The organism is Streptomyces sp. enrichment culture (assembly GCF_964272855.1).
In the GTDB taxonomy this organism is placed as follows: domain Bacteria; phylum Actinomycetota; class Actinomycetes; order Streptomycetales; family Streptomycetaceae; genus Streptomyces.
In genome coordinates, this window is the sequence record NZ_OZ186847.1 from 5,541,959 (window position 1) to 5,568,263 (window position 26,305).

Here is a 26,305-nt window from a genome sequence, read left to right on the forward strand (position 1 = left end):
TGCTTCCGCACTCGGTTACCCCGGATTTACGCAGGCAAAATGTCCAGTTGGAGGCAATTGGATTTGTCTGTGCGCATGTTGTGTGGACATGGAAACCAACCTGTCGAATTCCTGTCGCGAACATGCCGTCGAATTACTCTCCGGCGCGCTCCGGCAAGGCTGTTGGGGACGGGATGCGGGTCCCCGCGCGGCACTGCCGTGACCGACGTTGCGTCACGGGCCGCATAGGGCGGCCCGGTTGGTGGCACGATGGTTCTGGCGGGGGCGTGCAGGCCTGGCATCCCCCGGCCGGTAGAGCGGACCGACCGAGGGTGTGATCTGTTGTGGCCATTTCACTGTCAGTGGTGCTGCTGTTGGCGATCATCCTGGTGGTGATGATGCGCGGAGGCTCGATCAAGGCCGGGCCCGCGATCGTGGCGATCCTCTTCGGCTTCTTCCTCGCCTCGACCGGCATGGCCCCGTCCATCCAGCGTTTCCTCGACTCGATAGCGGAAATGATCAACTCCATCAGCTTCTGATCACCGGGTCCGCAAACGCGTCAGGGCCGGCCGGAGAAATGATCTCCGGCCGGCCCTGAGCCGTAGAGAGCGGGCGACGGGAATCGAACCCGCGTAGCCAGTTTGGAAGACTGGGGCTCTACCATTGAGCTACGCCCGCACACAGGCGCCGCCGGTCGGGCGACCGCGGCACGACAGGCATCGTAGCGGGTCGGCCCCCCTCGCCGCACACCCCATTCCCGTCCCGCCCTCCGCGTCCCGCGCAATGCGGCGGACGGGCTGTCCGCGGGCATGTACCCTACGTGTCGCACCAGACGGGGTGTGGCGCAGCTTGGTAGCGCGTCCGCTTTGGGAGCGGAAGGCCGTGGGTTCAAATCCCGCCACCCCGACCAGCCACCCGATCGCCGTGTGCGACGCGCCCCCGGTGATCGTGTCGAGTGATCCTTCCCGCCACCACGCGTGATCGCCTTTTGGGCCGTGTAGCTGCTGCCGTTACTATGCAAGCTGCACGCCCGTGTGTCCGGCCTTACGGCCTACGAACTCCTCCGGGCGGCGAAATCCGCCGGACCAGTCTGGCTCCGGCAGAACCCGAGAAGTCAGCCACAAGGAGACCGAACCGTGAAGAGCGCCGTGGAGAACCTGAACCCGACCCGGGTTCGGCTCACTGTCGAGGTGCCCTTCGAGGAGCTCAAGGACAGCCTCGACGCGGCGTACAAGAAGATCAACCAGCAGGTCACGGTGAAGGGCTTCCGCAAGGGCAAGATCCCCGCCCGGGTCATCGACCAGCGGTTCGGCCGTGGCGCCGTGCTGGAGGAGGCCGTCAACGACGCGCTTCCGAAGTTCTACACGGAGGCGGTCAACGAGGCCGAGCTCAACGTCCTCGGCCAGCCCGAGGTCGACATCACGGAGCTGAAGGACGGCGAGACGCTGAACTTCACCGCCGAGGTCGACGTCCGCCCGGCCATCGAGATCCCGGACTACTCCGGCATCGAGGTCGAGGTCGACGCCGTCGAGGTCACCGACGAGGACATCGAGAAGTCGGTCGAGCAGCTGCGTGAGCGCTTCGTCTCCACCAGCCCGGTCGAGCGCGCCGCCGAGGACGGCGACGTGGTCACCGTCGACCTGGAGGCCAAGGTCGAGGGCAAGGTCCTCGAGGACGGCGTCGCCAACGGCGTCTCCTACACCATCGGCTCCGGCGAGCTGCTCGACGGCATCGACGACGCCGTGAAGGGCCTGGAGGCCGGTGGCGAGGCCACCTTCACCTCCGAGCTGAAGGGCGGCTCCGCGGCCGGCAAGGAGGCCGAGGTCACCGTCAAGGTCACCCAGGTCGCCAAGCGCGAACTGCCCGAGCTGGACGACGAGTTCGCGCAGCTCGCCTCCGAGTTCGACACGCTGGAGGAGCTCAAGGCCGACAGCCGCAAGCGCCTCGAGAACATGAAGCAGTTCGACCAGGCCACCCAGGCGCAGGAGCGCGTCCTGGAGAAGCTGCTCGAGCTGGTCGAGGTCCCGGTCCCCGAGAAGCTGCTCGAGGACGAGATCAACACCCGCAAGCACAACCTCGAGCACCACCAGCTCGGCCAGATGGGCCTCACCCTCGACAAGTACCTGGAGCTCCAGGGCAAGACCGCCGAGGAGTTCGAGACCGAGACCCGCGAGGCCGCGGTCAAGGGCATCAAGACCCAGTTCGTCCTCGACGAGCTGGTCAAGCAGGAGAAGCTCAACGTCAACCAGGAGGAGCTCACCGAGCACCTCATGCGGCGTGCCGCCTCCTCCGGCATGTCCCCCGACCAGTTCGCCCAGGCCGTCGTCGAGCAGGGCCAGGTCCCGCTGCTCGTCGGCGAGGTCGCCCGCGGCAAGGCCCTGGCCGTCGTGGTCGAGGCCGCCACGGTGAAGGACACCAACGGCGAGGTCGTCGACCTGTCCGACGAGGACGAGGACGAGACCGAGGCCGAGGCCGGCACCGAGTCCGCCGAGACCACCGAGGCCGCCGCCGAGGAGAAGTCCGAGGGCTGAGCCGTACGGGCACCTCTGATCCTCTGATCACGTAGGACGGGCCCTGGGCGCGCACGCGCCCAGGGCCCGTCGACGTCTTCGGGGGCGCCGGACCGGGCGTTGCGCGGCTCCGCCGACCCATATGGCGCTACGCCCCCGGCGAACACCCCCGTTACCGGGATTCCCCGGAAGGGGCACGGCGTTAGGGTCCATGAATACGTAGTACACGTGAGACGGCCCGGCGCCGTCGTAAGACGAGCAGGTGGATACGTGACGAATCTGATGCCCTCCGCCGCCGGCGAGCCTTCCATCGGTGGTGGCCTCGGCGACCAGGTCTACAACCGGCTGCTCGGCGAGCGGATCATCTTCCTCGGCCAGCCGGTGGACGACGACATCGCCAACAAGATCACCGCGCAGCTGCTGCTCCTTGCCGCCGACCCGGACAAGGACATCTTCCTGTACATCAACAGCCCCGGCGGCTCGATCACGGCCGGCATGGCGATCTACGACACCATGCAGTACATCAAGAACGACGTGGTGACGATCGCCATGGGCCTCGCGGCCTCCATGGGCCAGTTCCTGCTCAGCGCGGGCACCCCCGGCAAGCGCTTCGCCCTGCCGAACGCGGAGATCCTGATCCACCAGCCCTCCGCCGGCCTGGCCGGCTCGGCCTCGGACATCAAGATCCACGCCGAGCGGCTGCTGCACACCAAGAAGCGCATGGCCGAGCTCACCTCGCAGCACACCGGCCAGTCGGTCGAGCAGATCACCCGGGACTCGGACCGCGACCGCTGGTTCGACGCCTACGAGGCCAAGGAGTACGGCCTGATCGACGACGTAATCGCCACGGCCGCCGGCATGCCGGGCGGCGGCGGCACCGGGGCGGGCTCCTGAGGGCCGTAGCGGCCCTTCGACGGCCCCGACGGCCCCAGAGGCCCGACGAGCCCCCGCCACACCCCAGCCACCGCCCCAGCCCCTTTCAGGAGACACCGTGAACGACTTCCCCGGCAGCGGCCTCTACGACCGTGTGCGCGCCGAGTACACCGGCCCGGCGGCCGAGTCCCGCTACGTCATCCCGCGCTTCGTCGAGCGCACCTCCCAGGGCATCCGGGAGTACGACCCGTACGCGAAGCTCTTCGAGGAGCGCGTGATCTTCCTCGGCGTCCAGATCGACGACGCCTCCGCCAACGACGTCATGGCGCAGCTGCTGTGCCTGGAGTCGATGGACCCCGACCGGGACATCTCGGTCTACATCAACAGCCCCGGCGGGTCCTTCACCGCGCTGACGGCGATCTACGACACGATGCAGTTCGTCAAGCCCGACATCCAGACGGTCTGCATGGGCCAGGCGGCCTCCGCCGCGGCCGTGCTGCTGGCCGCCGGCACGCCGGGCAAGCGCATGGCGCTGCCGAACGCGCGCGTCCTGATCCACCAGCCGTACAGCGAGACCGGCCGCGGCCAGGTCTCCGACCTGGAGATCGCCGCCAACGAGATCCTGCGGATGCGCTCGCAGCTGGAGGAGATGCTGGCCAAGCACTCCACCCAGCCGGTCGAGAAGATCCGCGAGGACATCGAGCGCGACAAGATCCTCACGGCCGAGGACGCGCTGGAGTACGGCCTGATCGACCAGATCATCTCGACCCGCAAGATGAACAACGCCGCAGTCCGCTGACCCGGACACCGTAGGATGTGCCGCCCCTTGGCACAGTGCACGTCAAAGTGAACCGCGCCAAGGGGGGCCCGAACGGGGGGCTCGGCAAGGTACCGTCGGACATAAGGCAGCACCAGGAGCCGCTGGACTCATCGCGTCCAGGCGTCTCCCAGGCGAAGGGGAAGCACACCGTGGCACGCATCGGTGACGGCGGCGATCTGCTCAAGTGCTCGTTCTGCGGCAAGAGCCAGAAGCAGGTCAAGAAGCTCATCGCAGGCCCCGGTGTGTACATCTGCGACGAGTGCATCGATCTCTGCAACGAGATCATCGAGGAAGAACTCGCGGAGACCAGCGAGGTCCGCTGGGAGGAACTCCCCAAGCCGCGCGAGATCTACGAGTTCCTCGAGGGCTACGTCGTCGGCCAGGAGGCCGCGAAGAAGGCCCTCTCCGTCGCGGTGTACAACCACTACAAGCGCGTCCAGGCCGGCGAGAACGGCGGCGGCAACGGCCGTGACGACGCGATCGAGTTGGCGAAGTCCAACATCCTCCTGCTCGGGCCCACCGGCTCGGGCAAGACCCTGCTCGCCCAGACCCTCGCCCGCATGCTGAACGTCCCGTTCGCGATCGCGGACGCGACGGCGCTGACCGAGGCGGGCTACGTCGGCGAGGACGTCGAGAACATCCTGCTGAAGCTGATCCAGGCGGCGGACTACGACGTCAAGAAGGCCGAGACCGGGATCATCTACATCGACGAGATCGACAAGGTAGCCCGTAAGAGCGAAAACCCGTCGATCACACGCGATGTCTCCGGCGAGGGCGTCCAGCAGGCCCTGCTGAAGATCCTCGAGGGCACCACGGCCTCGGTCCCGCCGCAGGGCGGCCGCAAGCACCCGCACCAGGAGTTCATCCAGATCGACACGACGAACGTGCTGTTCATCGTGGGCGGTGCCTTCGCGGGCCTGGAGAAGATCATCGAGTCACGGGCCGGCGCGAAGGGCATCGGCTTCGGGGCGACGATCCGCTCCAAGCGGGAGCTGGAGGCCAAGGACCAGTTCGAGGACGTCATGCCGGAGGACCTGGTCAAGTTCGGCATGATCCCCGAGTTCATCGGCCGTCTGCCGGTGATCACGAGCGTGCACAACCTGGACCGCGAGGCGCTGCTCAAGATCCTCGTCGAGCCGCGCAACGCCCTCGTGAAGCAGTACCAGCGCCTCTTCGAACTCGACGGCGTGGAACTCGACTTCGAACGCGAGGCCCTGGAGGCCATCGCCGACCAGGCCATCCTCCGCCAGACCGGCGCACGCGGCCTGCGCGCCATCATGGAGGAAGTCCTGATGTCCGTGATGTACGAGGTCCCGTCCCGCAAGGACGTGGCCCGCGTCGTCATCACGGCGGACGTCGTCCACTCCAACGTCAACCCGACGCTGATCCCGCGGGATGCGCGGGGGAGGGGTTCGGGGGAGCAGAAGACGGCGTGACGCTTCCGAGCACACGGGAAGGGGCCCCGGTCAACCGACCGGGGCCCCTTCGCCGTTGCTGCCGCTCGGGCGGCGTCAGGCCTTGACGCGGACTTCCTTGCGGAGCTTTGCCGTGAGTGCGGCCGCCTCCGTCGGGTCGGTCTCCTTGCCGGCCGCGATGTCGGCGAACTCCATGGGCAGGACGAATCCGATCGTGCTGTAGTCGCCCCAGATGCAGTACGTCATGTTCATCTCGGACGGCTCACCCGAACCCGCCGTGGCGTCGGTGTTCTTCATCACGGCCTGCTGGCACTTCAGGACGGTGCCGTCGAAGCCCTCGGGGGTGTACGGCTGCGGGTCGTCCTTGAAGGTGACGCCTTCGTCCCCGGCGTCCTTCTTCATCTGGGCGAAGAGCCCGTCAACCGCCTTCTCGGGGTCCTCGATCTCGCCGTAGACGCCGCCGAACGACAGAAGCTTGCCCGCCAGCGGGTTGCTCTCGTCCCCCGCCTCGTACGACGCGTTGACGTCCTTGGGGTTCGTCACGCCCCACTTCTCGGCGTCCTTCAGATCCTCTTCCGTCATCGCGCCGTCGGAGTCGGCGCCCTCGCTCTTCTTGTACTCGCCGAGCACCGTGGCCGGGGTGGTGAGCTTGTGCGGGCCGTCGTCCCCGGCGGCCGCGCCGCCCCCGCCCCCACCGATCACGAAGTACGCGCCCACCGCGATCGCCGCGACCACCGCCACCGCGCCGATGATGAGGCCCGTCTTCTTCTTGCCTCCGGACGGGGCCGGCGGCTGGGGGGCGCCGTAGGGGGCCTGGCCGTAGGGCGGCTGCTGGCCGTACGGGGGCTGCTGCGGCGGGACGCCCTGGGGGGCCTGCTGCGGGTAGCCGTAGGCGGGCTGCGGCTGGCCGGGCTGCTGCTGGGGGTAGCCGTAGCCGGGCTGGGGTGCCTGCGGCTGCTGGCCGTAGGGGCCCGGCTGACCGTACGGTCCGGGCTGCTGGGGCTGCCCGCCGTACGGGCCCGGCTGGTTGTAGCTCATTACTGGGTTCCCCTCCAGATGCTTATGCGTACCTGACATCCTGGCGCAGGTGGCGGGAACCCACTGCATCGGGGTGGGCACTGTTACGAAGCAATCGGGTTTCGGGACCGCGCCGTGACACCCCTAAACTGAGCCCGTGACCGAGAACACTCAGCAGCAGCCGCCAGCGACCACCACCGAACTGCCGACCCAGTACACGCCGGCCGAGGTAGAGGGGAAGCTGTACGAGCGCTGGGTAGAGCGGGGTTACTTCGAGGCGGACGCGAAGAGCGACAAGCCGCCGTTCACCGTCGTCATCCCGCCCCCGAACGTCACCGGCAGCCTGCACCTCGGGCACGCGTTCGAGCACACGCTCATCGACGCGCTGACCCGCCGCAAGCGGATGCAGGGCTACGAGACGCTGTGGCAGCCCGGCATGGACCACGCCGGTATCGCCACGCAGAACGTCGTCGAGCGGGAGCTGGCCAAGGAGGGCAAGTCCCGGCACGACCTCGGCCGCGAGGCCTTCGTCGAGCGCGTCTGGCAGTGGAAGGCCGAGTCCGGCGGGCAGATCTCCGGGCAGATGCGCCGCCTCGGTGACGGCGTGGCCTGGTCGCGTGAGCGCTTCACCATGGACGAGGGCCTGTCCCAGGCCGTCCAGACCATCTTCAAGCGGCTCTACGACGACGAGCTGATCTACCGCGCCGAGCGCATCATCAACTGGTGCCCCCGCTGTCTCACCGCGATCTCCGACATCGAGGTCGAGTACCAGGACGACGACGGCGAGCTCGTCTCCATGAAGTACGGCGACGGTGACGAGACCATCGTCGTCGCCACCACCCGTGCCGAGACCATGCTCGGTGACACGGCCGTCGCCGTTCACCCCGACGACGAGCGGTACAAGCACCTCGTCGGCAAGCTCATCAAGCTGCCGCTGACCGACCGCTCCATCCCGGTCGTCGCCGACACGCACGTCGACCCGGAGTTCGGCACCGGCGCGGTCAAGGTGACCCCGGCGCACGACCCGAACGACTTCGAGATCGGCCAGCGCCACGACCTGCCGGCCATCACCGTCATGGACGAGCACGCCGTGATCACCGCGCACGGCCCCTTCCAGGGCCTGGACCGCCTGGAGGCCCGCTCCGCCATCGTCGCCGCGCTGCGCGCCGAGGGCCGGGTCGTCGCCGAGAAGCGGCCGTACGTCCACTCCGTGGGCCACTGCTCGCGCTGCAAGACGACGATCGAGCCGCGCCTGTCCATGCAGTGGTGGGTCAAGGTCGGTCCGCTGGCCAAGGCCGCCGGCGACGCCGTCCGCGACGGCAAGGTCAAGATCCACCCGCAGGAGATGGAGAAGCGGTACTTCGACTGGGTGGACAACCTGCACGACTGGTGCATCTCGCGCCAGCTGTGGTGGGGCCACCGCATCCCCGTCTGGTACGGCCCGGACGGCGAGGTCGTCTGCGTCGGTGCCGACGAGGAGCCGCCGAGCGGCGAGGGCTGGCACCAGGACTCCGACGTCCTCGACACCTGGTTCTCCTCCGGCCTGTGGCCGTTCTCCACGCTCGGCTGGCCCGAGCAGACCGAGAGCCTCGCGAAGTTCTACCCGAACTCCGTCCTGGTCACCGGCTACGACATCCTCTTCTTCTGGGTCGCCCGGATGATGATGTTCGGTCTCTACGCGATGGACGGCACCCCGCCGTTCCACACCATCGCGCTGCACGGCATGGTCCGTGACCAGAACGGCAAGAAGATGTCGAAGTCCTTCGGGAACGTCGTCAACCCGCTTGACTGGATGGACAAGTACGGCTCCGACGCGCTCCGCTTCACCCTCGCGCGCGGCGCCAACCCGGGCGTCGACGTGCCGATCGGCGAGGACTGGGTCCAGGGCTCCCGCAACTTCGCCAACAAGATCTGGAACGCCACCCGCTTCGCGCTGATGAACGGCGCGACGGTGGAGGGCCCGCTGCCGGACGCGTCGAAGATGTCCTCCACCGACCGCTGGATCCTGTCGCGGCTCAACTCGGTCGTGGCCGAGGTCGACGCCTACTACGAGGACTACCAGTTCGCGAAGCTGTCCGACGCGCTGTTCCACTTCGCCTGGGACGAGGTCTTCGACTGGTACGTCGAGCTGTCCAAGACCACCTTCCAGGCGGGCGGCGAGGCGGCCGAGGTCAGCAAGCGGGTCCTGGGCGAGGTCCTGGACGTCACCCTGCGGCTGCTCCACCCGGTGGTCCCCTTCGTCACGGAGACCCTGTGGACCACGCTCACCGGTGGTGAGTCGGTCGTCATCGCCGAGTGGCCGGTGGACAGCGGCTTCCGGGACGCGGACGCCGAGCGGGAGATCGAGACGCTGCAGTCCGTCATCACCGAGGTCCGCCGCTTCCGCGCCGACCAGGGCCTCCAGCCCGGCCAGCGGGTCCCGGCCCGCCTCGCCCTCGACGGCACCGCGCTCGCCCGGCACGAGGCCGCCATCCGCCAGCTGCTGCGTCTCCAGCCGGAGGGCGACGGCTTCTCGGCGACGGCGACCCTGCCGGTGGCGGGCGTCGAGGTCGCGCTGGACCTGTCCGGTGTGATCGACGTGGCCGCCGAGCGCAAGCGGCTCGCCAAGGACCTCGCCGCCGCCGAGAAGGAGAAGGCGCAGGCCACCGGCAAGCTCGGCAACGAGGCGTTCCTGGCCAAGGCGCCGGACCACGTCGTGGAGAAGATCCGCACCCGCCTGGCCAAGGCGGAGGAGGACATCGCGCGGATCGCCGCGCAACTGGAGAAGCTGCCGCCGGCGTGAGCGTCCGTACGCGGGTGAAGGCCCTCGGTGCCGTCTCGGTGCCGGGGGTTCTCGCTTTCCGAGGGGCGTTGCGCAGCTCGGCGCGACGAGGTGCCGCTGCGCCCACCCTCCCCCAAGCTCTCGACTTCGCTCGAGCAGGGGGGACCCCCATCGCCCCAGCGGCACGACTGCCCGCAGCCACGCAAGCTGTCGCCGCTCCGTAGACTGGCCCCGTGAGCGACATCCCCGGCACCCCCGACCAGCCAGACCCCCACGATCCCCTCGACTCCTTCGACGAGATCATCGAGGCGGAGACGACCCGCGACCCCGACCTCGCGGTGATCGAGGCCGGCAGCCGCACCCTGCGTACCCAGGGCGGACAGCCGCAGGCCGAGGTGCCCGCGCGGCCGGAGGACCCGGAGGTCGACAAGGCGCTGCGCGAGGTCGAGGCGGAGCTGGCGACCCGCTGGGGCGAGACCAAGCTGGAGCCGTCCGTCAGCCGGATCGCCGCGCTGATGGACGTGCTGGGCGAGCCGCAGCGGTCGTACCCCTCGATCCACATCACGGGGACGAACGGCAAGACGTCCACCGCCCGCATGATCGAGGCCCTGCTCGGCGCCTTCGAGCTGCGCACGGGCCGGTACACCTCGCCGCACGTCCAGTCGATCACCGAGCGGATCAGCCTGGACGGCGCGCCGATCTCGGCGGAGCGGTTCATCGAGACGTACCAGGACGTCAAGCCGTACGTCGAGATGGTCGACGGCTCGCAGGAGTACCGGCTGTCCTTCTTCGAGGTGCTGACCGGCATGGCCTACGCCGCGTTCGCGGACGCGCCCGTCGACGTGGCCGTCGTCGAGGTCGGCATGGGCGGCTCCTGGGACGCCACCAACGTGATCGACGGGGATGTCGCCGTGGTCACGCCGATCGACCTGGACCACACCGACCGGCTCGGTGAGACGCCCGCCGAGATCGCCGGTGAGAAGGCCGGGATCGTCAAGCAGGACGCCACCGTGATCCTGGCCCAGCAGCCGGTGGACGCGGCGCAGGTGCTGCTGAAGAAGGCCGTCGAGGTGAACGCCACGGTGGCCCGCGAGGGCCTGGAGTTCGGCGTGGTGGCCCGGCAGGTGGCCGTCGGCGGGCAGTTGGTGACGCTGCGCGGCCTGGGCGGCGAGTACCCCGAGGTGTATCTGCCGCTGCACGGCGCGCACCAGGCGCACAACGCGGCCGTGGCGCTCGCCGCGGTGGAGGCGTTCTTCGGGGTCGGCTCGCAGCGCCCCGAGCCGCTGGACGTCGACACGGTCCGCAAGGCGTTCGCGGCGGTCTCGTCGCCGGGACGGCTGGAGGTCGTCCGGCGGTCGCCGACCGTGGTGCTGGACGCCGCGCACAACCCGGCCGGGGCGCGGGTGACGGCCGAGGCCGTCGGGGAGGCGTTCCAGTTCAGCCGGCTGATCGGCGTGGTCGGCGCGAGCGGGGACAAGAACGTGCGGGGGCTGCTGGAGGCCTTCGAGCCGGTGTTCGCGGAGATCGTCGTCACCCAGAACTCCAGCCATCGCGCGATGGACGCCGACGAGCTGGCCGCGATCGCGGTCGAGGTGTTCGGCGAGGAGCGGGTGCAGGTGGAGCCGCGGCTGCCGGACGCGCTGGAGGCGGCGATCACGCTGGCCGAGGAGGAGGGCGAGTTCGCGGGCGGTGGCGTGCTGGTCACCGGTTCCGTGATCACCGTCGGCGAGGCCCGGCTGCTGCTGGGGAAGGGCTGATTTTCCGTGCGTACGCTGTGTGCTTCGACGCTGATCGGCGAGTTCTTCGTCATCGGCTTCGCCGGGCTGGTGGCGATGAAGGACCCCGACCTGTCGATGTCGGCGGTGTGGACGGTCAGCGGGATCGCGATGTTCCTGTGCCTGGTGCTGTGCGGGATGGTCACCCGGCCCGGCGGGGTCGCCCTCGGGTGGGTGCTCCAGCTCGCGCTGATCGCGTCCGGGTTCGTGGTGCCGACGATGTTCTTCATGGGCGTGCTGTTCGCGGCGCTGTGGTGGGCGTCGGTGCATTTCGGGAGAAAGGTGGACGAGGCGAAGGCCCGATTTGCAGCGCAGGCGGTTTCTTCTCAAGCTGACGCTGCGTAACAGCGCCTCGGGGTCGCCCTGTAGCCTCGACCCACCCCGCACAACTTGATTCAAAGGAGTCCGTCGTGACCCAGCGCACCCTCGTCCTCCTCAAGCCCGACGCCGTCCGTCGTGGCCTGACCGGCGAGATCATCAGCCGTATCGAGCGGAAGGCCGGCTGGCAGATCACCGCGCTGGAACTGCGTACGCTCGACCAGGAGACCCTGGAGCAGCACTACGGCGAGCACAAGGGCAAGCCGTTCTACGAGCCGCTGGTCGAGTTCATGTCCTCCGGTCCGGTCGTGGCGCTGATCGTCGAGGGCGAGCGGGTCATCGAGGGTCTGCGTCAGCTCGCCGGCCCGACCGACCCGATCGCCGCCGCGCCGGGCTCCATCCGCGGTGACTACGGTGTCATCGTCCGCGAGAACCTGATCCACGCCTCCGACTCCGAGGAGTCCGCCGAGCGCGAGGTCAAGATCTTCTTCCCGGGTCGCGCCTGAGGATACGTCAGCTCGACGGACTCCGCCGGACAGCCGCGGCCGTACGTTTTCGGCCGTGGCTTGGCATATGCCGTGGCGATCGGGGGAACGAGTGCCCCCGATGGACCGTCTCCACAAGCGAGGCCGTGCGCCATCTGCTGACAATGGCGGAGACCCTCGCGCAGTGTCCGGGAAGGCGCGTCTACGATGGAAGCCTTCACGTCACAGCACCCACCACGCCGACCTGACAAGCCCTCAAAAGCTCCGTGGGAAGGCCAGACGAATCCTGATGGGGAACTCAATGTCGTTCATCGGCCGTGACATGGCTGTCGACCTCGGGACCGCCAACACGCTGGTGTACGTCAGGGGTCGCGGGATCGTACTCAACGAGCCGTCCGTCGTCGCGATCAACACCAACACCGGTGGCATCCTCGCGGTCGGTGCCGAAGCGAAGAAGATGATCGGGCGGACGCCGGGCAACATCGTCGCCGTGCGCCCGCTGAAGGACGGCGTGATCGCCGACTTCGAGATCACCGAGCGCATGCTCCGCTACTTCATCCTGAAGATCCACAAGCGGCGGTATCTGGCTCGGCCGCGCGTCGTCGTCTGCGTGCCCTCCGGGATCACCGGCGTCGAGCGCCGCGCCGTCATCGAGGCGTCGTCCCAGGCCGGCGCCCGCCAGGTGCACATCATCGAGGAGCCCATGGCCGCCGCCATCGGCTCCGGCCTGCCGGTCCACGAGGCCACGGGCAACATGGTGGTGGACATCGGCGGCGGCACGACGGAGGTCGCGGTCATCTCCCTCGGCGGCATCGTCACCGCCCAGTCCATCCGCGTCGCGGGCGACGAGCTGGACAACGCGATCATCCAGCACGTCAAGAAGGAGTACTCGCTCCTGCTGGGTGAGCGCACGGCCGAACAGATCAAGATCACGATCGGCTCGGCGTACGACCTGGACACCGACGAGCACACCGAGATCCGAGGCCGGGACCTCGTCTCCGGGCTGCCCAAGACCGTCGTCATCTCCGCCGCCGAGGTGCGCAAGGCGATCGAGGAGCCCGTCAACGCGATCGTCGACGCCGTGAAGACCACGCTCGACAAATGCCCGCCGGAGCTGTCGGGCGACATCATGGACCGCGGAATCGTTCTGACCGGCGGCGGCGCGCTGCTGCGCGGTCTGGACGAGCGGCTGCGGCGCGAGACGGGCATGCCGATCCACATCGCCGAGGACCCGCTGGACAGCGTGGCGCTCGGCTCCGGCAAGTGCGTCGAGGAGTTCGAGGCGCTGCAGCAGGTGCTGGACGCCCAGCCGCGCCGATGACCCGCCGTGACGATTCCGCCGTGCGAGGCGATCTCCTCTCGCGCGGCGGATCGTTGGCATAGAAACACAAGCTCACACCCCAGTTCCTGTTCACACCGGTTCCTATGAGGAAGGGCACGGCCGCCGCACGTGAGGGACACACGAGAGAGCCGGCTGCTCCTGGTGCTGCTGGTCGCCATCGCGTTCGCGCTGATCACGGTGGACATCCGCGGCGGGGAGGACTCACCGGTCGACGGTGCGCGGCGCGCCGCGGCCACGGTCTTCGGCCCGATCGAGAACGGGGTGGCGTCCGCGGTCGACCCGGTCGGCAACGCCGTCGCCGCCGTCCGCGACTCCGGTGACCGGCACGACCGGATCGCCGAACTGGAGCGGCAGAACGCCGCCCTGAAGGCCAAGCTCGGCAGCGACGACCGCAACCGCAGCCGGCTCCAGCAGCTCGACAAGATGCTGAAGGTCGCCGGCGAGGGCCAGTACGGCATCAAGGGCGCCCAGGTCATCGCCATCGGCGCGGCACAGGGCTTCTCCTGGACCATCACCATCGACGTCGGCGCCGACGACGGAATCAAGCGCGACATGACCGTCCTCAACGGCGACGGGCTCGTCGGCCGCGTCACCACCGTCGGCCCGAACTCCGCCACCGTGCTGCTCGCCAGCGACCCCGACTTCACCGTCGGCACGCGCATAGAGGGCAACGACGAGCTGGGCTTCGCGTCCGGCCAGGGCGACCGCCCGCTGCGCGTGGAACTCCTCAACGGCAAGGCGCAGGTCAAGAAGGGCGACCGCCTGGTCACCTTCGGCTCGCAGGCCGACAAGCCGTTCGTGCCCGGCGTGCCCGTCGGCGTGGTCTCCCGCGTCGACCCCTCCGGCGGAGGCCTGACCCGCACCCTGTACGTCACGCCGTTCGTCAGCTTCACCAAGCTCGACGTCGTCGGCGTCGTCGTCCAGGTGCCCGAGAAGGACCCGCGCGACACGGTCCTGCCCGACAAGCCCGAGCCGACCCCGAAGCCCACCGTGACGGTGACGGTCACGCCGTCGGCGCAGGCGCCGGGCGACGGCGAGTTCCAGCAGCAAGACCAGTAGGGGGAGCTGACCTTCATGCGCTTCAACCGGATCCTGCTCTCCGTCACACTCGTCGTCGTCGCCCTGGTCCTCCAGGTCAGCGTCCTCGCCCGGCTGCACCTGCCGGGCGCCGTCCCCGACCTGGTGCTGCTCACCGTCCTCGGCCTCGCCCTGGTCTACGGCCATGTCGGCGGCGCCCTCATCGGCTTCGGCGCGGGCCTGCTCGCCGACCTCGCCCCGCCCGCCGACCACGCCGCCGGCCGCTACGCGCTGGTGCTGTGCGTCGTCGGCTACCTGGCCGGTCTGGTCAAGCCGGAGAACGGCCGGCTGAAGTCGGCCACCGGCACGATGGCCGTGGTCGGCGCCGCCGCGATCGGCACGACCCTGCTGTACGCCGGGGTCGGCGCCCTCGTCGGCGACACCGCCGCCCGCCATGTCGGCCTCGGCGGGCTGCTGTTCACCGCCACCGTCTACGACCTGCTGCTCGCGCCGTTCGTGGTGCCCGGCATCATGGCGCTCGCCCGGCGCGCCGACAACGACCCGCTCACCGAGACCAACTCCGCCGCCCAGGGCACCGACATCTCCGCCGGCTGGCTCTCCGGGACCGGGCTGCGGATCGGGGGCCAGCGCAACGGCCTCAAGGTGAAGGTCGCCCGGGCCCGCACCGCGCGCGCCGGCCGCATCAAGGGGGTCAAGCGGCTGTGAAGACCCTCGAACGCCGAACGGCTGTGACAGTCCCCGAGGGTCGAGCGGCGGTGAACGCCCGCGAGGGTCAGCCCGCGGTGAACGCCCGCGAGGGCCAAGCGGCGACCACAGCCCGTGAGTTCACCAGAACGGGTGAATTCGTGAGGAACCGCGGCGCACGCGCCCTTCGTTCCTCACTCGTACCCGTCAGCACCCAGCCGCCCACGCACTGAGAGGGGGAGCAGCCGCAGTGACCAACATCCCCGAGACCGGACGCACACCACGCGTCCAGATCCGGCTCATCGTCATCCAGGTCCTCGTCCTCTCCCTCCTCGGCACCCTCGGCGGCCGCCTGTGGTACCTGCAGATCCGCGAGGGCGAGGAGTACGCCAAGGAGGCCTCCGGCAACCACGTCCAGCAGGTCGTCCAGCCCGCCGTCCGCGGCTCGATCCTGGACGCCCGCGGCGTGCCCCTCGCCGACAACGAGACCCGGCTGGTGGTCTCCGCCTCCCGCACCGAGCTGATGAAGATGAAGGACGACGGTGACGCCGTCCTCACCAAGCTCGCCGGCGTGCTCGGGATGACGCCCAAGGAGGTCAAGGAGAAGGTCCGGCTGTGCGACGCCGAGACCCCCCAGCCCTGCTGGAACGGCTCGCCGTACCAGCCGATCCCCATCACCGACGAGGCAACCCCCCGCCAGGCGCTGCAGATCCGCGAGCGCGCCGAGGACTTCCCCGGCATCACCGCCGAGCCGCAGGCCGTGCGCCGCTACCCGAGCCCCGGCAAGGCCAACACCGCCCAGGTGCTGGGCTATCTCTCCCCGGTCACCGACGAGGAGATCCAGCAGGCCCAGGACACCGACTCGCCCTTCCTGCGCTCCGACCAGGTCGGCCGCTCCGGCATCGAGCGGCAGTACGACAAGCAGCTGCGCGGCAAGGCGGGCGTCACCCGCTACGAGGTGGACAACCTCGGCCGGGTCATCGGTCAGGCCGAGTCCGAGGCCGCCGAGCCCGGCTCCAACCTCGTCACCAGCATCGACGCCCGCGTCCAGCGCGTCGCGGAGTACGAGCTGAACGAGGCGATGAAGACCGCCCGCAAGGAGTGGGACCGCAACACCCAGCAGCGCTACAAGGCCGACGCCGGCGCCGTCGTCGTGATGGAGGCCAAGACCGGCCGGATCGTCGCCATGGCCTCCAACCCGACGTACGACCCCAACGCCTGGGTCGGCGGCATCTCCGCCAAGGACTACAAGAAGCTCACCGGGAAGTCCTCCAACTACCCGCTGCTCAACCGGGCCATACAGGGTCAGGCGGCGCCCGGCTCCATCTTCAAGGTGGTCTCCACGGCCGCCGCGGTCCAGGCGGGCTACGCATTCGACGGCCGCTACGACTGCTCCAGCGCGTACTCGGTCGGCGGCCAGGTCTTCAAGAACTTCGAGTCGCAGAACCACGGCCCGATCAGCCTCGGCCGCGCCCTGGAGGTCTCCTGCGACACCGTCTACTACCGGCTCGCGCACAGCGAGTGGAAGAAGGACGGCGGCATCAACCCCAAGGGCAAGCCGAAGGACTGGTTCTACAAGGCCGCCCACCAGTTCGGCCTCGGCGAGGAGACCGGAATCGACCTGCCCAACGAGGTCACCGGCCGCGTCCCCGACCGCGAGTGGAAGCAGCGGTACTGGGAGGCCAACAAGGACGCCTGGTGCAAGACCGGCAAGAAGGACGGCGACTACGTCGAGCGGATCTCCTACGAGAACTGCCTCGAAGGCAACAAGATGCGCGCCGGTGACGAGATCAACTACTCCATCGGCCAGGGCGACACCCTGGTGACCCCCATCCAGATGGCCACCATCTACGCAGCCATCTCCAACGGCGGCACGCTCTACACCCCGACCGTCGGCAAGGCCGTCGTCAGCGCCGACGGCAAGGAGGTCACGGAGATCAAGCCGAAGTCGCACGGCAAGCTGCCGGTGAGCCGGCAGACCCTCGCCCAGATGGACGAGGCCCTGGCCGGCGTCGCCACCCGCGGTACGGCGGCCTGGCGGTTCGGCGGCTGGCCGCAGGACGAGATCGCCATGCACGCCAAGACCGGCACCGCCGAGGTCTACGGCAAGCAGACCACCTCCTGGTTCGCCACCTACACCGACGACTACGCGATCGTGATGACGATCTCCCAGGGTGGTACGGGCTCCGGCGCCTCCGGCCCCGCCGTTCGCAACATCTACGACGCGCTGTACGGCGTCTCCGACGACGGCACCATCAACAAGAAGAACGCCCTGCTGCCGACCCCGCAGAAGGACCTGCCGAAGATCCAGACGGACGGTTCCATCACCGCGCCCAAGCTCCCCAAGGACGTGGCGAAGGAGCAGCAGGACAGCCAGAAGGCCCCCGAGGACACGGCGGAGCAGCAGCAGGCCGCGGCGACCGTGCCCTCACCGGAGGCGGGCAACCGTGAGACGCGCCGACGGGGCCGCGGCCCAGGCCGCCGTCGCCGGGGAAGCCGGAGGACCCAGCGATGACCGGCGTCAACAGCTTCCAGGTCTCCGGGTACGGCCCCGAGCGCGCCGGCTGGACGCGGCTGTTCGCCCGCGACTCGATGGCCCGCCGCCTCGACTGGCCGATACTGCTGGCCGCGCTCGCGCTGTCGCTGATCGGCTCGGTGCTGGTGTTCTCCGCGACCCGCAACCGCACCGAGATCAACCAGGGCGACCCGTACTACTTCCTCCTGCGGCATCTGCTGAACACCGGCATCGGGCTCGCCCTGATGGTCGGCACCGTCTGGCTCGGCCACCGCACCCTGCGCACCGCCGTGCCGATCCTCTACGGCGCCTCGGTGTTCCTGATCCTGATGGTGCTCACCCCGCTGGGCTCCACCGTCAACGGCGCCCACTCCTGGATCGTGATCGGCGGCGGCTTCTCGCTCCAGCCCTCGGAGTTCGTGAAGGTCACCATCATCCTGGGCATGGCGATGCTGCTGGCGGCCCGGGTGGACGCGGGCGACAAGCAGCACCCGGACCACCGCACGGTCCTGCAGGCGCTGGGCCTGGCGGCCGTGCCGATGCTGATCGTGCTGCTCATGCCCGACCTCGGCTCGGTCATGGTGATGGTGGTGATCGTGCTGGGCGTCCTGCTCGCCTCCGGCGCCTCCAACCGCTGGATCTTCGGGCTGATCGGCGCGGGCACGGCCGGCGCGCTCGCGGTGTGGCAGCTGGGCGTCCTGGACGAGTACCAGATCAACCGCTTCGCCGCGTTCGCCAACCCCGAACTGGACCCGGCCGGCGTCGGCTACAACACCAACCAGGCCCGCATCGCCATCGGCTCCGGCGGGCTCACCGGCTCCGGACTGTTCCAGGGCTCGCAGACCACCGGCCAGTTCGTGCCGGAACAGCAGACCGACTTCGTGTTCACCGTGGCGGGCGAGGAACTCGGCTTCGTCGGCGGCGGGCTCATCATCGTGCTGCTCGGCGTGGTGCTGTGGCGGGCCTGCCGCATCGCCCGCGAGACCACCGACCTGTACGGCACCATCGTGGCCGCCGGAATCGTGGCCTGGTTCGCCTTCCAGGCGTTCGAGAACATCGGGATGACGCTCGGCATCATGCCGGTCACCGGTCTGCCGCTGCCGTTCGTGTCGTACGGCGGCTCGTCGATGTTCGCGGTGTGGGTGGCGGTCGGCCTGTTGCAGTCGATCCGGGTGCAACGGCCGCTGTCCGCGTGAACCGGGCGAGGGCCGGGGGCGCGGGCCGGGGGTGCCCGGTGATCACCCGCGGCCCCGCCCCGCCTCCAGCCCGCCGCGTGCTCTGCCGCCGCCGCGTGACTGGCACTAGATTCGGTGCATGGCGGACACGAAGCGCGAGATCGAGCGCAAGTACGCATCCGACGACAGTGGCCTGCCCGACCTGACCGGTGTCGCCGGAGTGGCGGCCGTCCTCGACAAGGGCGTCGCCGAACTCGACGCCGTCTACTACGACACCGCCGACCAGCGCCTCGCCGCGGCCTCCATCACCCTGCGCCGCCGCACCGGCGGGGCCGACGCCGGCTGGCATCTGAAGTTCCCCGTCGCCCCCGGAGTGCGCGACGAGATCCGGGCGCCGCTCTCCGACAGCGTGCCGCGCGCCCTCGCCGGACTCGTGCGCTCCCGGGTGCGGGACGCCGAACTGCTGCCCGTGGTGCGGCTGCGCTCCGCCCGCGACGTCCGGGACCTCGTCGACGCCGACGGACGGCTGCTCGCCGAGGTCAGCGTGGATGCCGTACGCGCCGACCGGCTCACCGACGGCGGCGGCCGCGCCCAGTGGACCGAGATCGAGGTGGAGCTGGCGGACGGACGGGACCCGGCCTTCCTCGACCAGGTCGAGAAACGGCTGCGCAAGGCGGGGGTGCGGCCGTCGGGCTCCGCGTCCAAGCTGGCGCGGGCACTGGCGGAGACCGAGCCGAAGAAGAAGCGCCGCGGCAAACGGCAGACGGCCACCGCACCCGTGACCGCCGGCGACCACCTCCTCGCCTATCTGCGCGAGCAGCGGGACGCGATCGTCGCCCTCGACCCCGCAGTGCGCCGGGACGTGCCGGACTCGGTGCACGCGTTGCGTGTCGCCACCCGACGGCTGCGCAGCGCCTTCCGCTCCTACCGCCGCCTCCTCGACCCGGCCGTAACCGGGCCGGTCGGCGAGGAGCTGAGATGGCTCGCCGCCGAGCTGGGCGTCGACCGCGACCAGGAGGTGCTCACCGAGCGCATCACCGCCGCCCTCGCCGACCTGCCGCGCACCCTGGTCACCGGCCCCGTCCGCACCCGGCTGCGCACCTGGTCGCACGCACGCGGCGGGGGCTCGCGCCGCAGGCTGATCGCCGTACTGGACAGCACCCGCTATCTGGATCTGCTGAACGCGCTCGACGCGCTCATCGCCGACCCGCCGCTGCTGCGGGCGGCCGCCGGGAAGCCGGAGAAGGCGCTGGCCAAGGCCGTACGCAAGGACTTCGGCAAGTTGACCGAGCAGGTCGAGCGGGCCCTCGCCCTGCCGCCCGGGCACGACCGCGACCTGGCCCTGCACGAGGCCCGCAAGACCGCCAAGCGCACCCGCTACGCGGCGGAGGCCGCGAGCCCCGCGCTCGACGAGAACGCGGTCGACGTGGTGCGCTCCATGAGGTCCCTCCAGGGCCTGCTCGGCGACCACCAGGACAGCGTGATGGCCCGCGAGGCACTGCGGGAGATCGCCGCCCAGGCGCACGCGGCGGGGGAGAGCGCGTTCACCTACGGGCTGCTGTACGGCAGGGAGGAACGGCGGGCGGAACTGGCGGAGGCGGCGCTTCCGCAGGCGTGGTCGGTGATGGCGCGGGAGACGGCCGTCTGAGCGTGCCGGGCAGCTCCCGGGCCGCGTTACGCTTGATGGTCACCCCTGTCAGCTGACGAAGGTAATTCCCGCGATGTCTGTCGAGTCGGTCTTCCCGCAGCTCGAAGCTTTGCTCCCGCATGTGCAGAAGCCGATCCAGTACGTGGGCGGCGAGCTCAACTCCACGGTCAAGGCGTGGGACGAGTGCGATGTGCGCTGGGCTCTCATGTACCCGGACGCGTACGAGGTCGGGCTGCCCAACCAGGGCGTCATGATCCTCTACGAGGTACTGAACGAGCAGGACGGCGTCCTCGCCGAGCGCACCTACAGCGTCTGGCCGGACCTGGAGGCGCTGATGCGGGAGCACGGCGTCCCGCAGTTCACCGTCGACAGCCACCGCCCGGTCAAGGCCTTCGACGTGTTCGGCGTCAGCTTCTCCACCGAGCTGGGCTACACCAACCTGCTCACCGCGCTGGACCTGGCCGGCATCCCGCTGGAGTCCAGGGACCGGGGCCTGGACGACCCGATCGTGCTGGCCGGCGGGCACGCGGCGTTCAACCCGGAGCCGATCGCCGACTTCATCGACGCGGCGGTCATCGGCGACGGCGAGCAGGCCGTGCTGGACATGACGAAGATCATCCGCGAGTGGAAGGCCGAGGGCCGCCCCGGCGGCCGCGAGGAGGTGCTGCTGCGCCTGGCGAAGACCGGCGCGGTGTACGTCCCCGGCTTCTACGACGTGGAGTACCTGCCGGACGGCCGGATCAGCCGCGTCGTACCGAACCGCTCCGGCGTCCCGTGGCGCGTGTCCAAGCACACCGTCATGGACCTCGACGAGTGGCCCTACCCCAAGCAGCCCTTGGTCCCGCTCGCCGAGACCGTCCACGAGCGGATGTCGGTCGAGATCTTCCGCGGCTGCACCCGCGGCTGCCGCTTCTGCCAGGCCGGCATGATCACCCGCCCGGTGCGCGAGCGGTCCATCACCGGCATCGGCGACATGGTGGAGAAGGGCCTGAAGGCGACCGGCTTCGAGGAGGTCGGCCTGCTCTCCCTGTCCTCCGCGGACCACAGCGAGATCGGCGACATCGCCAAGGGCCTCGCCGACCGCTACGAGGAGGACAAGATCGGCCTGTCCCTCCCGTCGACCCGCGTGGACGCCTTCAACGTGGACCTGGCGAACGAGCTGACGAGGAACGGCCGCCGGTCCGGCCTGACCTTCGCCCCCGAGGGCGGCTCCGAGCGCATGCGCAAGGTCATCAACAAGATGGTCTCGGAAGAGGACCTGATCAGGACCGTCGCCACGGCCTACGGCAACGGCTGGCGCCAGGTGAAGCTGTACTTCATGTGCGGCCTGCCGACCGAGACCGACGACGACGTCCTGCAGATCGCCGACATGGCGACGAAGGTCATCGCGAAGGGCCGCGAGGTCTCCCGCTCCAACGACATCCGCTGCACGGTGTCGATCGGCGGCTTCGTGCCCAAGCCGCACACGCCGTTCCAGTGGGCCCCGCAGCTCTCCGCCGAGGAGACGGACGCGCGCCTGGAGAAGCTGCGCGACAAGATCCGCGGCGACAAGAAGTACGGCCGCTCGATCGGCTTCCGCTACCACGACGGCAAGCCCGGCATCGTCGAGGGCCTGCTCTCCCGCGGCGACCGCCGCATCGGCGCGGTCATCCGCGCGGTCTACGAGGACGGCGGCCGCTTCGACGGCTGGCGCGAGCACTTCTCGTACGACCGCTGGATGAGTTGCGCCGACAAGGCCCTCGCCGACTACGGCGTCGACGTCGACTGGTACACCACCCGCGAGCGCACCTACGAGGAGGTCCTGCCCTGGGACCACCTCGACTCCGGCCTCGACAAGGACTGGCTCTGGGAGGACTGGCAGGACGCCCTCGACGAGACCGAGGTCGAGGACTGCCGCTGGACACCGTGCTTCGACTGCGGTGTGTGCCCCGCGATGGACACCCACATCCAGATCGGCCCGACGGGCAAGAAGCTGCTGCCGCTGACGGTCAAGAACGCCGCGCCGGCGCCGAGCGGGCACGCGCACTGAGGCCTGCACGCGCACCGAGGCCGTAGCCGTGAGCCCCCTGCTCCCGCCCTTGGCGGGGGAGGGGGCTCACGGCGTCGCGGGCCGCCGATCCGGCGTACAGGCGCAAGGACAGCAGCCGATTCTTCGCGCACGAGCGCGGGATGCACCTGGGACACCGGGGGTGGACCGGGCTGATCACCGTCCTCGACTGGCTGGCGGACCACTGGGACCAGGCCGGTGAGGGCCTGTGGGAGACCCGCGGAGGCCGTCAGAACTTCACCTACGGCCGCGTGATGTCCTGGGTCGCGTTCGACCGCGCGCTGCGACTGGCGGAAGGCACCGGCCGCCCGGGGCCGGTCCCACGCTGGAGGAGCACGCGGGACGCCGTCTACGAGCAGGTCATGGCCAAGGGGTGGAGCGACGAGCGCGGGGCCTTCGTCCAGCACCACAGCAGCGACGTGCGGATCGACCAGGCCAGGCTGGTGCTGGAGAAGATGCTCGGATACGCCAACCACCTCGGCCTGTACTCCGAGGAGATCGCCTTGACGGGCAGGCAACTGGGGAACTTCCCGCAGGCCTTCACCCACCTGGCCCTCATCGACGCGGCCATCACCCTGGACGCGGCTCTGAACCGGCGCCGGTAGTCGTTCGCGAGCCACACAAGCACCTCAAGTGGATGTCCGGGACAGTGCGAGCTGACTAGAGTCGTCTCGTCACAGCCGGTTGTGGGGGCAGCCGGAGCTTGGTCGGCGGTGCCGACGTCCTTGGGGAGGGACCCGCAGCGCATGAGTCGTCGCTCTGGTGGCCTGGTGGGAGTCTGGGCCGAAGCGCAGCGTCAGCAGCAACGCCGGATGGAAGCGGACGCCAGAAGGCGCAGGGAACAGGAACGGCAGGAACGGGCCCGTCAACGCCGTGCCGCGCAGGACTACCGGGACTACCGGCAGGCGGAGGCACGGCGGCGCACGGACGAACTGGAGGCCCGGGTCGCGGTCCTCCAGGGGCTGCTCGCCGCCGGATGCCGGGCACCGGCTTTCCGGGCGGCCTCCCTGCTGCGTACCGAGGAGGTCCAGCCTTTCTCGCCGGGGCCCCTGGCCCAGCCCGTGCCCATGCCGGATCCGGCGCACTACCAGGCGCAGGGCGGATGGACGGCGAGCCGGCGAGCGCAGGCCGAGGCCGAGGCGCGGGCGCGGTTCGAGCGGGACTGGCACGCGGCGCAGGCCGCCGAAGCCCAGCGACTCCGGCAGCTGGCGGCCTTCCAGCGGGAGTACGAGCAGTGGGTCCAAAACCACGTGGCGGAGGTGCGCGGGCACAACGCGGGCGTGGCCGAGGTGATCGCCGGGGTCCGCCGAGGGGAGCCCGACGCGGTCGTCGAGTACTTCTCCGCCGCCCTCTACTCCTCCACGGCGTGGCCCGGGGAATTCCCCCGGCGGCTCACCGCCGCCTACGACCCCGCCGGACGGCAACTGGTCCTCGACTGGGAGCTGCCCCCGTACGACGTCGTCCCGGAGGCCAAGGCGGTGCGGTACGTGCCTTCGCAGGACCAGGACAAGGAGACCGCCCGCCCCGCGACCCAGCGGCGCGCCCTGTACCGCGAGGTACTGGCCCAGTGCGTGCTCCTCGCCCTGCACGAGCTGTTCGCCGCGGACGAGTACGGCGCGCTGGAGTCGGTGACGCTGAACGGCTTCGTCGACGACCACGACCCGGCGACCGGGCGGCAGACGCACATCGTCCTCGCGACCGTCATGGCGCCGAGATCGCGCTTCACCGGCCTGCACCTGGCGCAGGTCGACCCGATCAGCTGCCTGGTCGAGGGGCTGCGGGGACAGCTGGCGTCCCGGCCCGACCAGCTCGCCGCCGTACGCCCGAGCAGGCGACCCGAGGACGTCGGGAACCGCGTGGTCACCCATGGCGGTGACGAGGAACCCGACCTGTACACGATGGACCCGATCGCGTTCGAGGAGTTGGTCGCCGACCTCTTCCGGGCCATGGGCATGCAGGCGGTCACGACCCAGCGTTCCAACGACGGCGGTGTGGACGTCGACGCCCTGGATCCGGCCCCGATCCGCGGCGGCAAGATCGTCGTACAGGTGAAGCGCTACCGGAACACCGTCCCGCCCACCGCGGTACGCGACCTGTACGGAACCGTCCAGGACGCCGGGGCCAACAAGGGCGTCCTCGTGACCACCTCGGGTTTCGGGCCGGGCTCGCACGCCTTCGCCGACGGGAAGCCGCTGGAGCTCGTGTCGGGCGGTGAACTCGTCGACCTGCTCCACCGGCACGGGCTGCGCGGCCGCCTCGGCGAAGACCGCCCGGCCCCCGCGCAGCCGCCCGCCGTCGCCCCGGCGGTACCGCCCGCCGACCACAGCCTGCTGGGCATGTCCTGGTCCGGCAGCGTCGCGCTGGACGTGTGCGCACTGGTCTGCCGCGGAAACCGGGTCCTCAGCGAGGACCACTTCGTCTTCTTCAACAACAACCGGACCCCCGACGGTTCCGTGCAGGCCGTCTCCGCGGCACCGCCGGACAAGGCGGCCATCCGGGTCGCGTTCGACGCGCTGCCGGAGGCCGCCGACCGCCTCGTCCTGGTCGCCGCCGTCGACCCGGAGGTCAACCCGGACGCCGACCTCTCGGGATTCACGGACGCCCGCATCCGGTTGCTCGACTCCGGGACGATCGAGCTGGGGCGACTGGAGGTCTCCGACGGCCGCCGCGGCGAGACCGCCCTGGTACTGGGGTCCTTCCGGCGCAGGCCGAACGGCGACTGGGATTTCGTGGTCGGCGGCAAGGGCTACCCGGGCGGCCTGCAACAGCTCGTTCAGGAGTACGGCATCGAGGTCGAATAGCAGCCGCGTAACACCTTGGTGACGCGAGGGCCGCCACCGCAACGGTGGGGGCCCTCGCCGTGTCCTCAACGGTATGGAACTGGAGAAGCCGCAGGCGGGCGAGGTCGAGGAGCGACGGTCCGAGGGGTGCCTCACCGTCGCCGTCCGGCTGCCCGTGCGGATCGTCGCGCTGGTCGTCGTCCTGCCCGTGCGGATGGTGTGGGACGCGCTGGTCGTCGTCGGGCGGATCCTGAGGGACACCGTGCTGCGGCCGCTCGGGCGGGCGTTGGGCTGGCTGGCGAAGGCCCTGTTCGTCTGGCCGTTCGTGGCGCTGTGGCGGTGGGTGCTGGTGCCGCTGGGACGGGCGCTCGGCTGGCTGGGGAAGTGGCTGGTCGTGGTGCCGGCGGTGTGGCTGTACCGGCATGTGCTGACCCCGATCGGGCACGGCGTCGCCTGGGTGGCGCGCGGCGTCCGGGCCGGCCTGACCTGGGTGTACGTGCGTCTGCTGACTCCGGTCGGGCACGGGGTCCTGTGGCTCGTGCGGTATCTGTTCGTCGTCCCCGCGATGTGGCTCTACCAGTGGGTGCTCGCGCCGGTCGGGCGGGCCGTCGCCTGGACCGTGTACTGGACCTTCCGGGTGCTGTTCGTGCTCCCGGCGCTCGCGGTGTGGCGGTGGGTGCTGGTGCCCGTGGGGCGGGTGCTCGCGGTCGTCGGGCGCGAGGTCCGGGCCGCGCTGGGACACGCCTGGCGGATCGCCGGGCACGTCTCGCGCGCCGTGGGACGCTTTCTCGGGACCCTCTTCCGGTGGATCTTCGTGGAGCCGGTGCGCTGGGTGTACCGCGCTGTGCTGACACCGATCGGACACGCGGTCCGCGACACCGTGCTGCGGCCCGCCGCCGAGGCCGCCCGCGCCGTGGGACGGGCCACCCGGCAGGCACTGACGTCCGTCCGGGAGAGCGTGCGGCAGGCCCGGTACGACGTCCGCAGGATGCTGTTCGGTGAGCCTCGCGAGCGCGTGGCGGTGGCCCGGCGGGAACCTGAGGGCGGTGGGACACGTACTCTTGGTAGGAGTACGACCGCTCTCACGAAGGACTGAAGACACTGGGCAAGCGACAGCCCGAAG

19 protein-coding genes, 2 tRNA genes and 1 pseudogene are annotated in these 26,305 nt (G+C 70.0%); 20 read left to right on the plus strand and 2 right to left on the minus strand.

Going from position 1 to position 26,305, the window contains the following annotated elements; all coding sequences use genetic code 11:
- The first annotated feature begins 323 nt into the window (after window positions 1-323).
- Complete coding sequence (locus ACSU6L_RS24410) at window positions 324-518, plus strand: hypothetical protein (RefSeq protein WP_073938507.1); 195 nt, start codon at window positions 324-326, stop codon at window positions 516-518.
- Between the two features lie 68 nt (window positions 519-586).
- Here ACSU6L_RS24410 and ACSU6L_RS24415 read toward each other — a convergent pair.
- Window positions 587-657: transfer RNA gene (locus tag ACSU6L_RS24415), tRNA-Gly, on the minus strand.
- A 155-nt stretch (window positions 658-812) separates the two neighbouring features.
- On the opposite strand from ACSU6L_RS24415, the gene ACSU6L_RS24420 reads away from it, so the two are divergent.
- The 5 genes from ACSU6L_RS24420 to clpX all read left to right on the plus strand — a co-directional run bounded on the left by ACSU6L_RS24420 (window position 813) and on the right by clpX (window position 5,618).
- A tRNA-Pro gene (locus tag ACSU6L_RS24420) sits at window positions 813-889 on the plus strand.
- A 226-nt stretch (window positions 890-1,115) separates the two neighbouring features.
- Complete coding sequence (gene tig / locus ACSU6L_RS24425; RefSeq protein ID WP_437060054.1) at window positions 1,116-2,510, plus strand: trigger factor; 1,395 nt, start codon at window positions 1,116-1,118, stop codon at window positions 2,508-2,510.
- A 261-nt stretch (window positions 2,511-2,771) separates the two neighbouring features.
- Window positions 2,772-3,383, plus strand: coding sequence for an ATP-dependent Clp protease proteolytic subunit (locus ACSU6L_RS24430; RefSeq protein WP_073938509.1), 612 nt, complete (start codon window positions 2,772-2,774; stop codon window positions 3,381-3,383).
- Between the two features lie 97 nt (window positions 3,384-3,480).
- Window positions 3,481-4,161, plus strand: a complete 681-nt coding sequence (locus ACSU6L_RS24435; protein ID WP_437060056.1) for an ATP-dependent Clp protease proteolytic subunit — start codon at window positions 3,481-3,483, stop codon at window positions 4,159-4,161.
- Window positions 4,162-4,331: 170 nt separating this feature from the next.
- A complete protein-coding gene (clpX, locus tag ACSU6L_RS24440; RefSeq protein WP_365517439.1) occupies window positions 4,332-5,618 on the plus strand; it encodes an ATP-dependent Clp protease ATP-binding subunit ClpX in 1,287 nt (428 codons plus the stop codon).
- A gap of 75 nt (window positions 5,619-5,693) precedes the next feature.
- On the opposite strand, the gene ACSU6L_RS24445 is transcribed toward clpX, so the two are convergent.
- Window positions 5,694-6,635, minus strand: coding sequence for a hypothetical protein (locus ACSU6L_RS24445; protein ID WP_437060058.1), 942 nt, complete (start codon window positions 6,633-6,635; stop codon window positions 5,694-5,696).
- 136 nt (window positions 6,636-6,771) lie between these two features.
- On the opposite strand from ACSU6L_RS24445, the gene ACSU6L_RS24450 reads away from it, so the two are divergent.
- The 14 genes and pseudogenes from ACSU6L_RS24450 (at window position 6,772) to ACSU6L_RS24515 (ending at window position 26,278) form a co-directional block, all read left to right on the plus strand.
- Window positions 6,772-9,396 (plus strand): valine--tRNA ligase, encoded by a 2,625-nt coding sequence (locus ACSU6L_RS24450; RefSeq protein ID WP_437060060.1) that lies wholly within the window; start codon window positions 6,772-6,774, stop codon window positions 9,394-9,396.
- Window positions 9,397-9,608: 212 nt separating this feature from the next.
- A complete protein-coding gene (gene folC, locus ACSU6L_RS24455; RefSeq protein ID WP_437060062.1) occupies window positions 9,609-11,132 on the plus strand; it encodes a bifunctional tetrahydrofolate synthase/dihydrofolate synthase in 1,524 nt (507 codons plus the stop codon).
- A 6-nt stretch (window positions 11,133-11,138) separates the two neighbouring features.
- The gene (locus ACSU6L_RS24460; RefSeq protein ID WP_437060064.1) at window positions 11,139-11,495 is read left to right on the plus strand and encodes a DUF4233 domain-containing protein; all 357 of its coding nucleotides are present in this window, start codon (window positions 11,139-11,141) and stop codon (window positions 11,493-11,495) included.
- Between the two features lie 65 nt (window positions 11,496-11,560).
- The gene (gene ndk, locus ACSU6L_RS24465) at window positions 11,561-11,974 is read left to right on the plus strand and encodes a nucleoside-diphosphate kinase (protein WP_073938517.1); all 414 of its coding nucleotides are present in this window, start codon (window positions 11,561-11,563) and stop codon (window positions 11,972-11,974) included.
- 280 nt (window positions 11,975-12,254) lie between these two features.
- Complete coding sequence (locus ACSU6L_RS24470; RefSeq protein WP_028422119.1) at window positions 12,255-13,274, plus strand: rod shape-determining protein; 1,020 nt, start codon at window positions 12,255-12,257, stop codon at window positions 13,272-13,274.
- 129 nt (window positions 13,275-13,403) lie between these two features.
- Entirely contained in the window at window positions 13,404-14,354 is a 951-nt protein-coding gene (mreC, locus tag ACSU6L_RS24475; RefSeq protein WP_437060066.1) for a rod shape-determining protein MreC, read from the plus strand.
- A 15-nt stretch (window positions 14,355-14,369) separates the two neighbouring features.
- Window positions 14,370-15,038: a rod shape-determining protein MreD gene (mreD, locus tag ACSU6L_RS24480; RefSeq protein WP_437060068.1), complete on the plus strand. Its 669-nt coding sequence runs from the start codon at window positions 14,370-14,372 to the stop codon at window positions 15,036-15,038.
- Between the two features lie 229 nt (window positions 15,039-15,267).
- On the plus strand, window positions 15,268-17,532 hold the full coding sequence (mrdA, locus tag ACSU6L_RS24485; protein WP_437060070.1) for a penicillin-binding protein 2: 2,265 nt from the start codon (window positions 15,268-15,270) through the stop codon (window positions 17,530-17,532).
- On the plus strand, window positions 17,529-18,728 hold the full coding sequence (gene rodA, locus ACSU6L_RS24490; protein WP_073938521.1) for a rod shape-determining protein RodA: 1,200 nt from the start codon (window positions 17,529-17,531) through the stop codon (window positions 18,726-18,728). The genes mrdA and rodA overlap by 4 nt, the downstream gene beginning before the upstream one ends.
- A 118-nt stretch (window positions 18,729-18,846) precedes the next feature.
- Entirely contained in the window at window positions 18,847-20,355 is a 1,509-nt protein-coding gene (locus ACSU6L_RS24495; protein ID WP_437060073.1) for a CHAD domain-containing protein, read from the plus strand.
- Between the two features lie 73 nt (window positions 20,356-20,428).
- Entirely contained in the window at window positions 20,429-22,384 is a 1,956-nt protein-coding gene (locus ACSU6L_RS24500) for a TIGR03960 family B12-binding radical SAM protein (RefSeq protein WP_073938523.1), read from the plus strand.
- A 155-nt stretch (window positions 22,385-22,539) separates the two neighbouring features.
- A pseudogene (locus ACSU6L_RS24505) lies at window positions 22,540-23,007 on the plus strand (glycoside hydrolase family 15 protein); the annotation flags it as partial.
- Window positions 23,008-23,148: 141 nt separating this feature from the next.
- Window positions 23,149-25,203 carry a restriction endonuclease gene (locus tag ACSU6L_RS24510; protein ID WP_437060075.1) on the plus strand — a complete coding sequence of 685 codons (2,055 nt, stop codon included), beginning with the start codon at window positions 23,149-23,151 and terminating at the stop codon, window positions 25,201-25,203.
- Window positions 25,204-25,276: 73 nt separating this feature from the next.
- Window positions 25,277-26,278, plus strand: coding sequence for a hypothetical protein (locus ACSU6L_RS24515; protein ID WP_437060077.1), 1,002 nt, complete (start codon window positions 25,277-25,279; stop codon window positions 26,276-26,278).
- Window positions 26,279-26,305 lie beyond the last annotated feature (27 nt).

Bases quoted from the DNA above. Each gene is read 5' to 3' on its own strand.
- ACSU6L_RS24515 (WP_437060077.1), top strand. From the start codon at position 25,277: ATGGAACTGGAGAAGCCGCAGGCGGGCGAGGTCGAGGAGCGACGGTCC.
- ACSU6L_RS24500 (WP_073938523.1), top strand. From the start codon at position 20,429: ATGTCTGTCGAGTCGGTCTTCCCGCAGCTCGAAGCTTTGCTCCCGCAT.
- ACSU6L_RS24495 (WP_437060073.1), top strand. From the start codon at position 18,847: ATGGCGGACACGAAGCGCGAGATCGAGCGCAAGTACGCATCCGACGAC.
- rodA (WP_073938521.1), top strand. From the start codon at position 17,529: ATGACCGGCGTCAACAGCTTCCAGGTCTCCGGGTACGGCCCCGAGCGC.
- ACSU6L_RS24430 (WP_073938509.1), top strand. From the start codon at position 2,772: ATGCCCTCCGCCGCCGGCGAGCCTTCCATCGGTGGTGGCCTCGGCGAC.
- ACSU6L_RS24445 (WP_437060058.1), bottom strand. From the start codon at position 6,635: ATGAGCTACAACCAGCCGGGCCCGTACGGCGGGCAGCCCCAGCAGCCC.
- ACSU6L_RS24470 (WP_028422119.1), top strand. From the start codon at position 12,255: ATGTCGTTCATCGGCCGTGACATGGCTGTCGACCTCGGGACCGCCAAC.
- mreD (WP_437060068.1), top strand. From the start codon at position 14,370: ATGCGCTTCAACCGGATCCTGCTCTCCGTCACACTCGTCGTCGTCGCC.
- ACSU6L_RS24510 (WP_437060075.1), top strand. From the start codon at position 23,149: ATGAGTCGTCGCTCTGGTGGCCTGGTGGGAGTCTGGGCCGAAGCGCAG.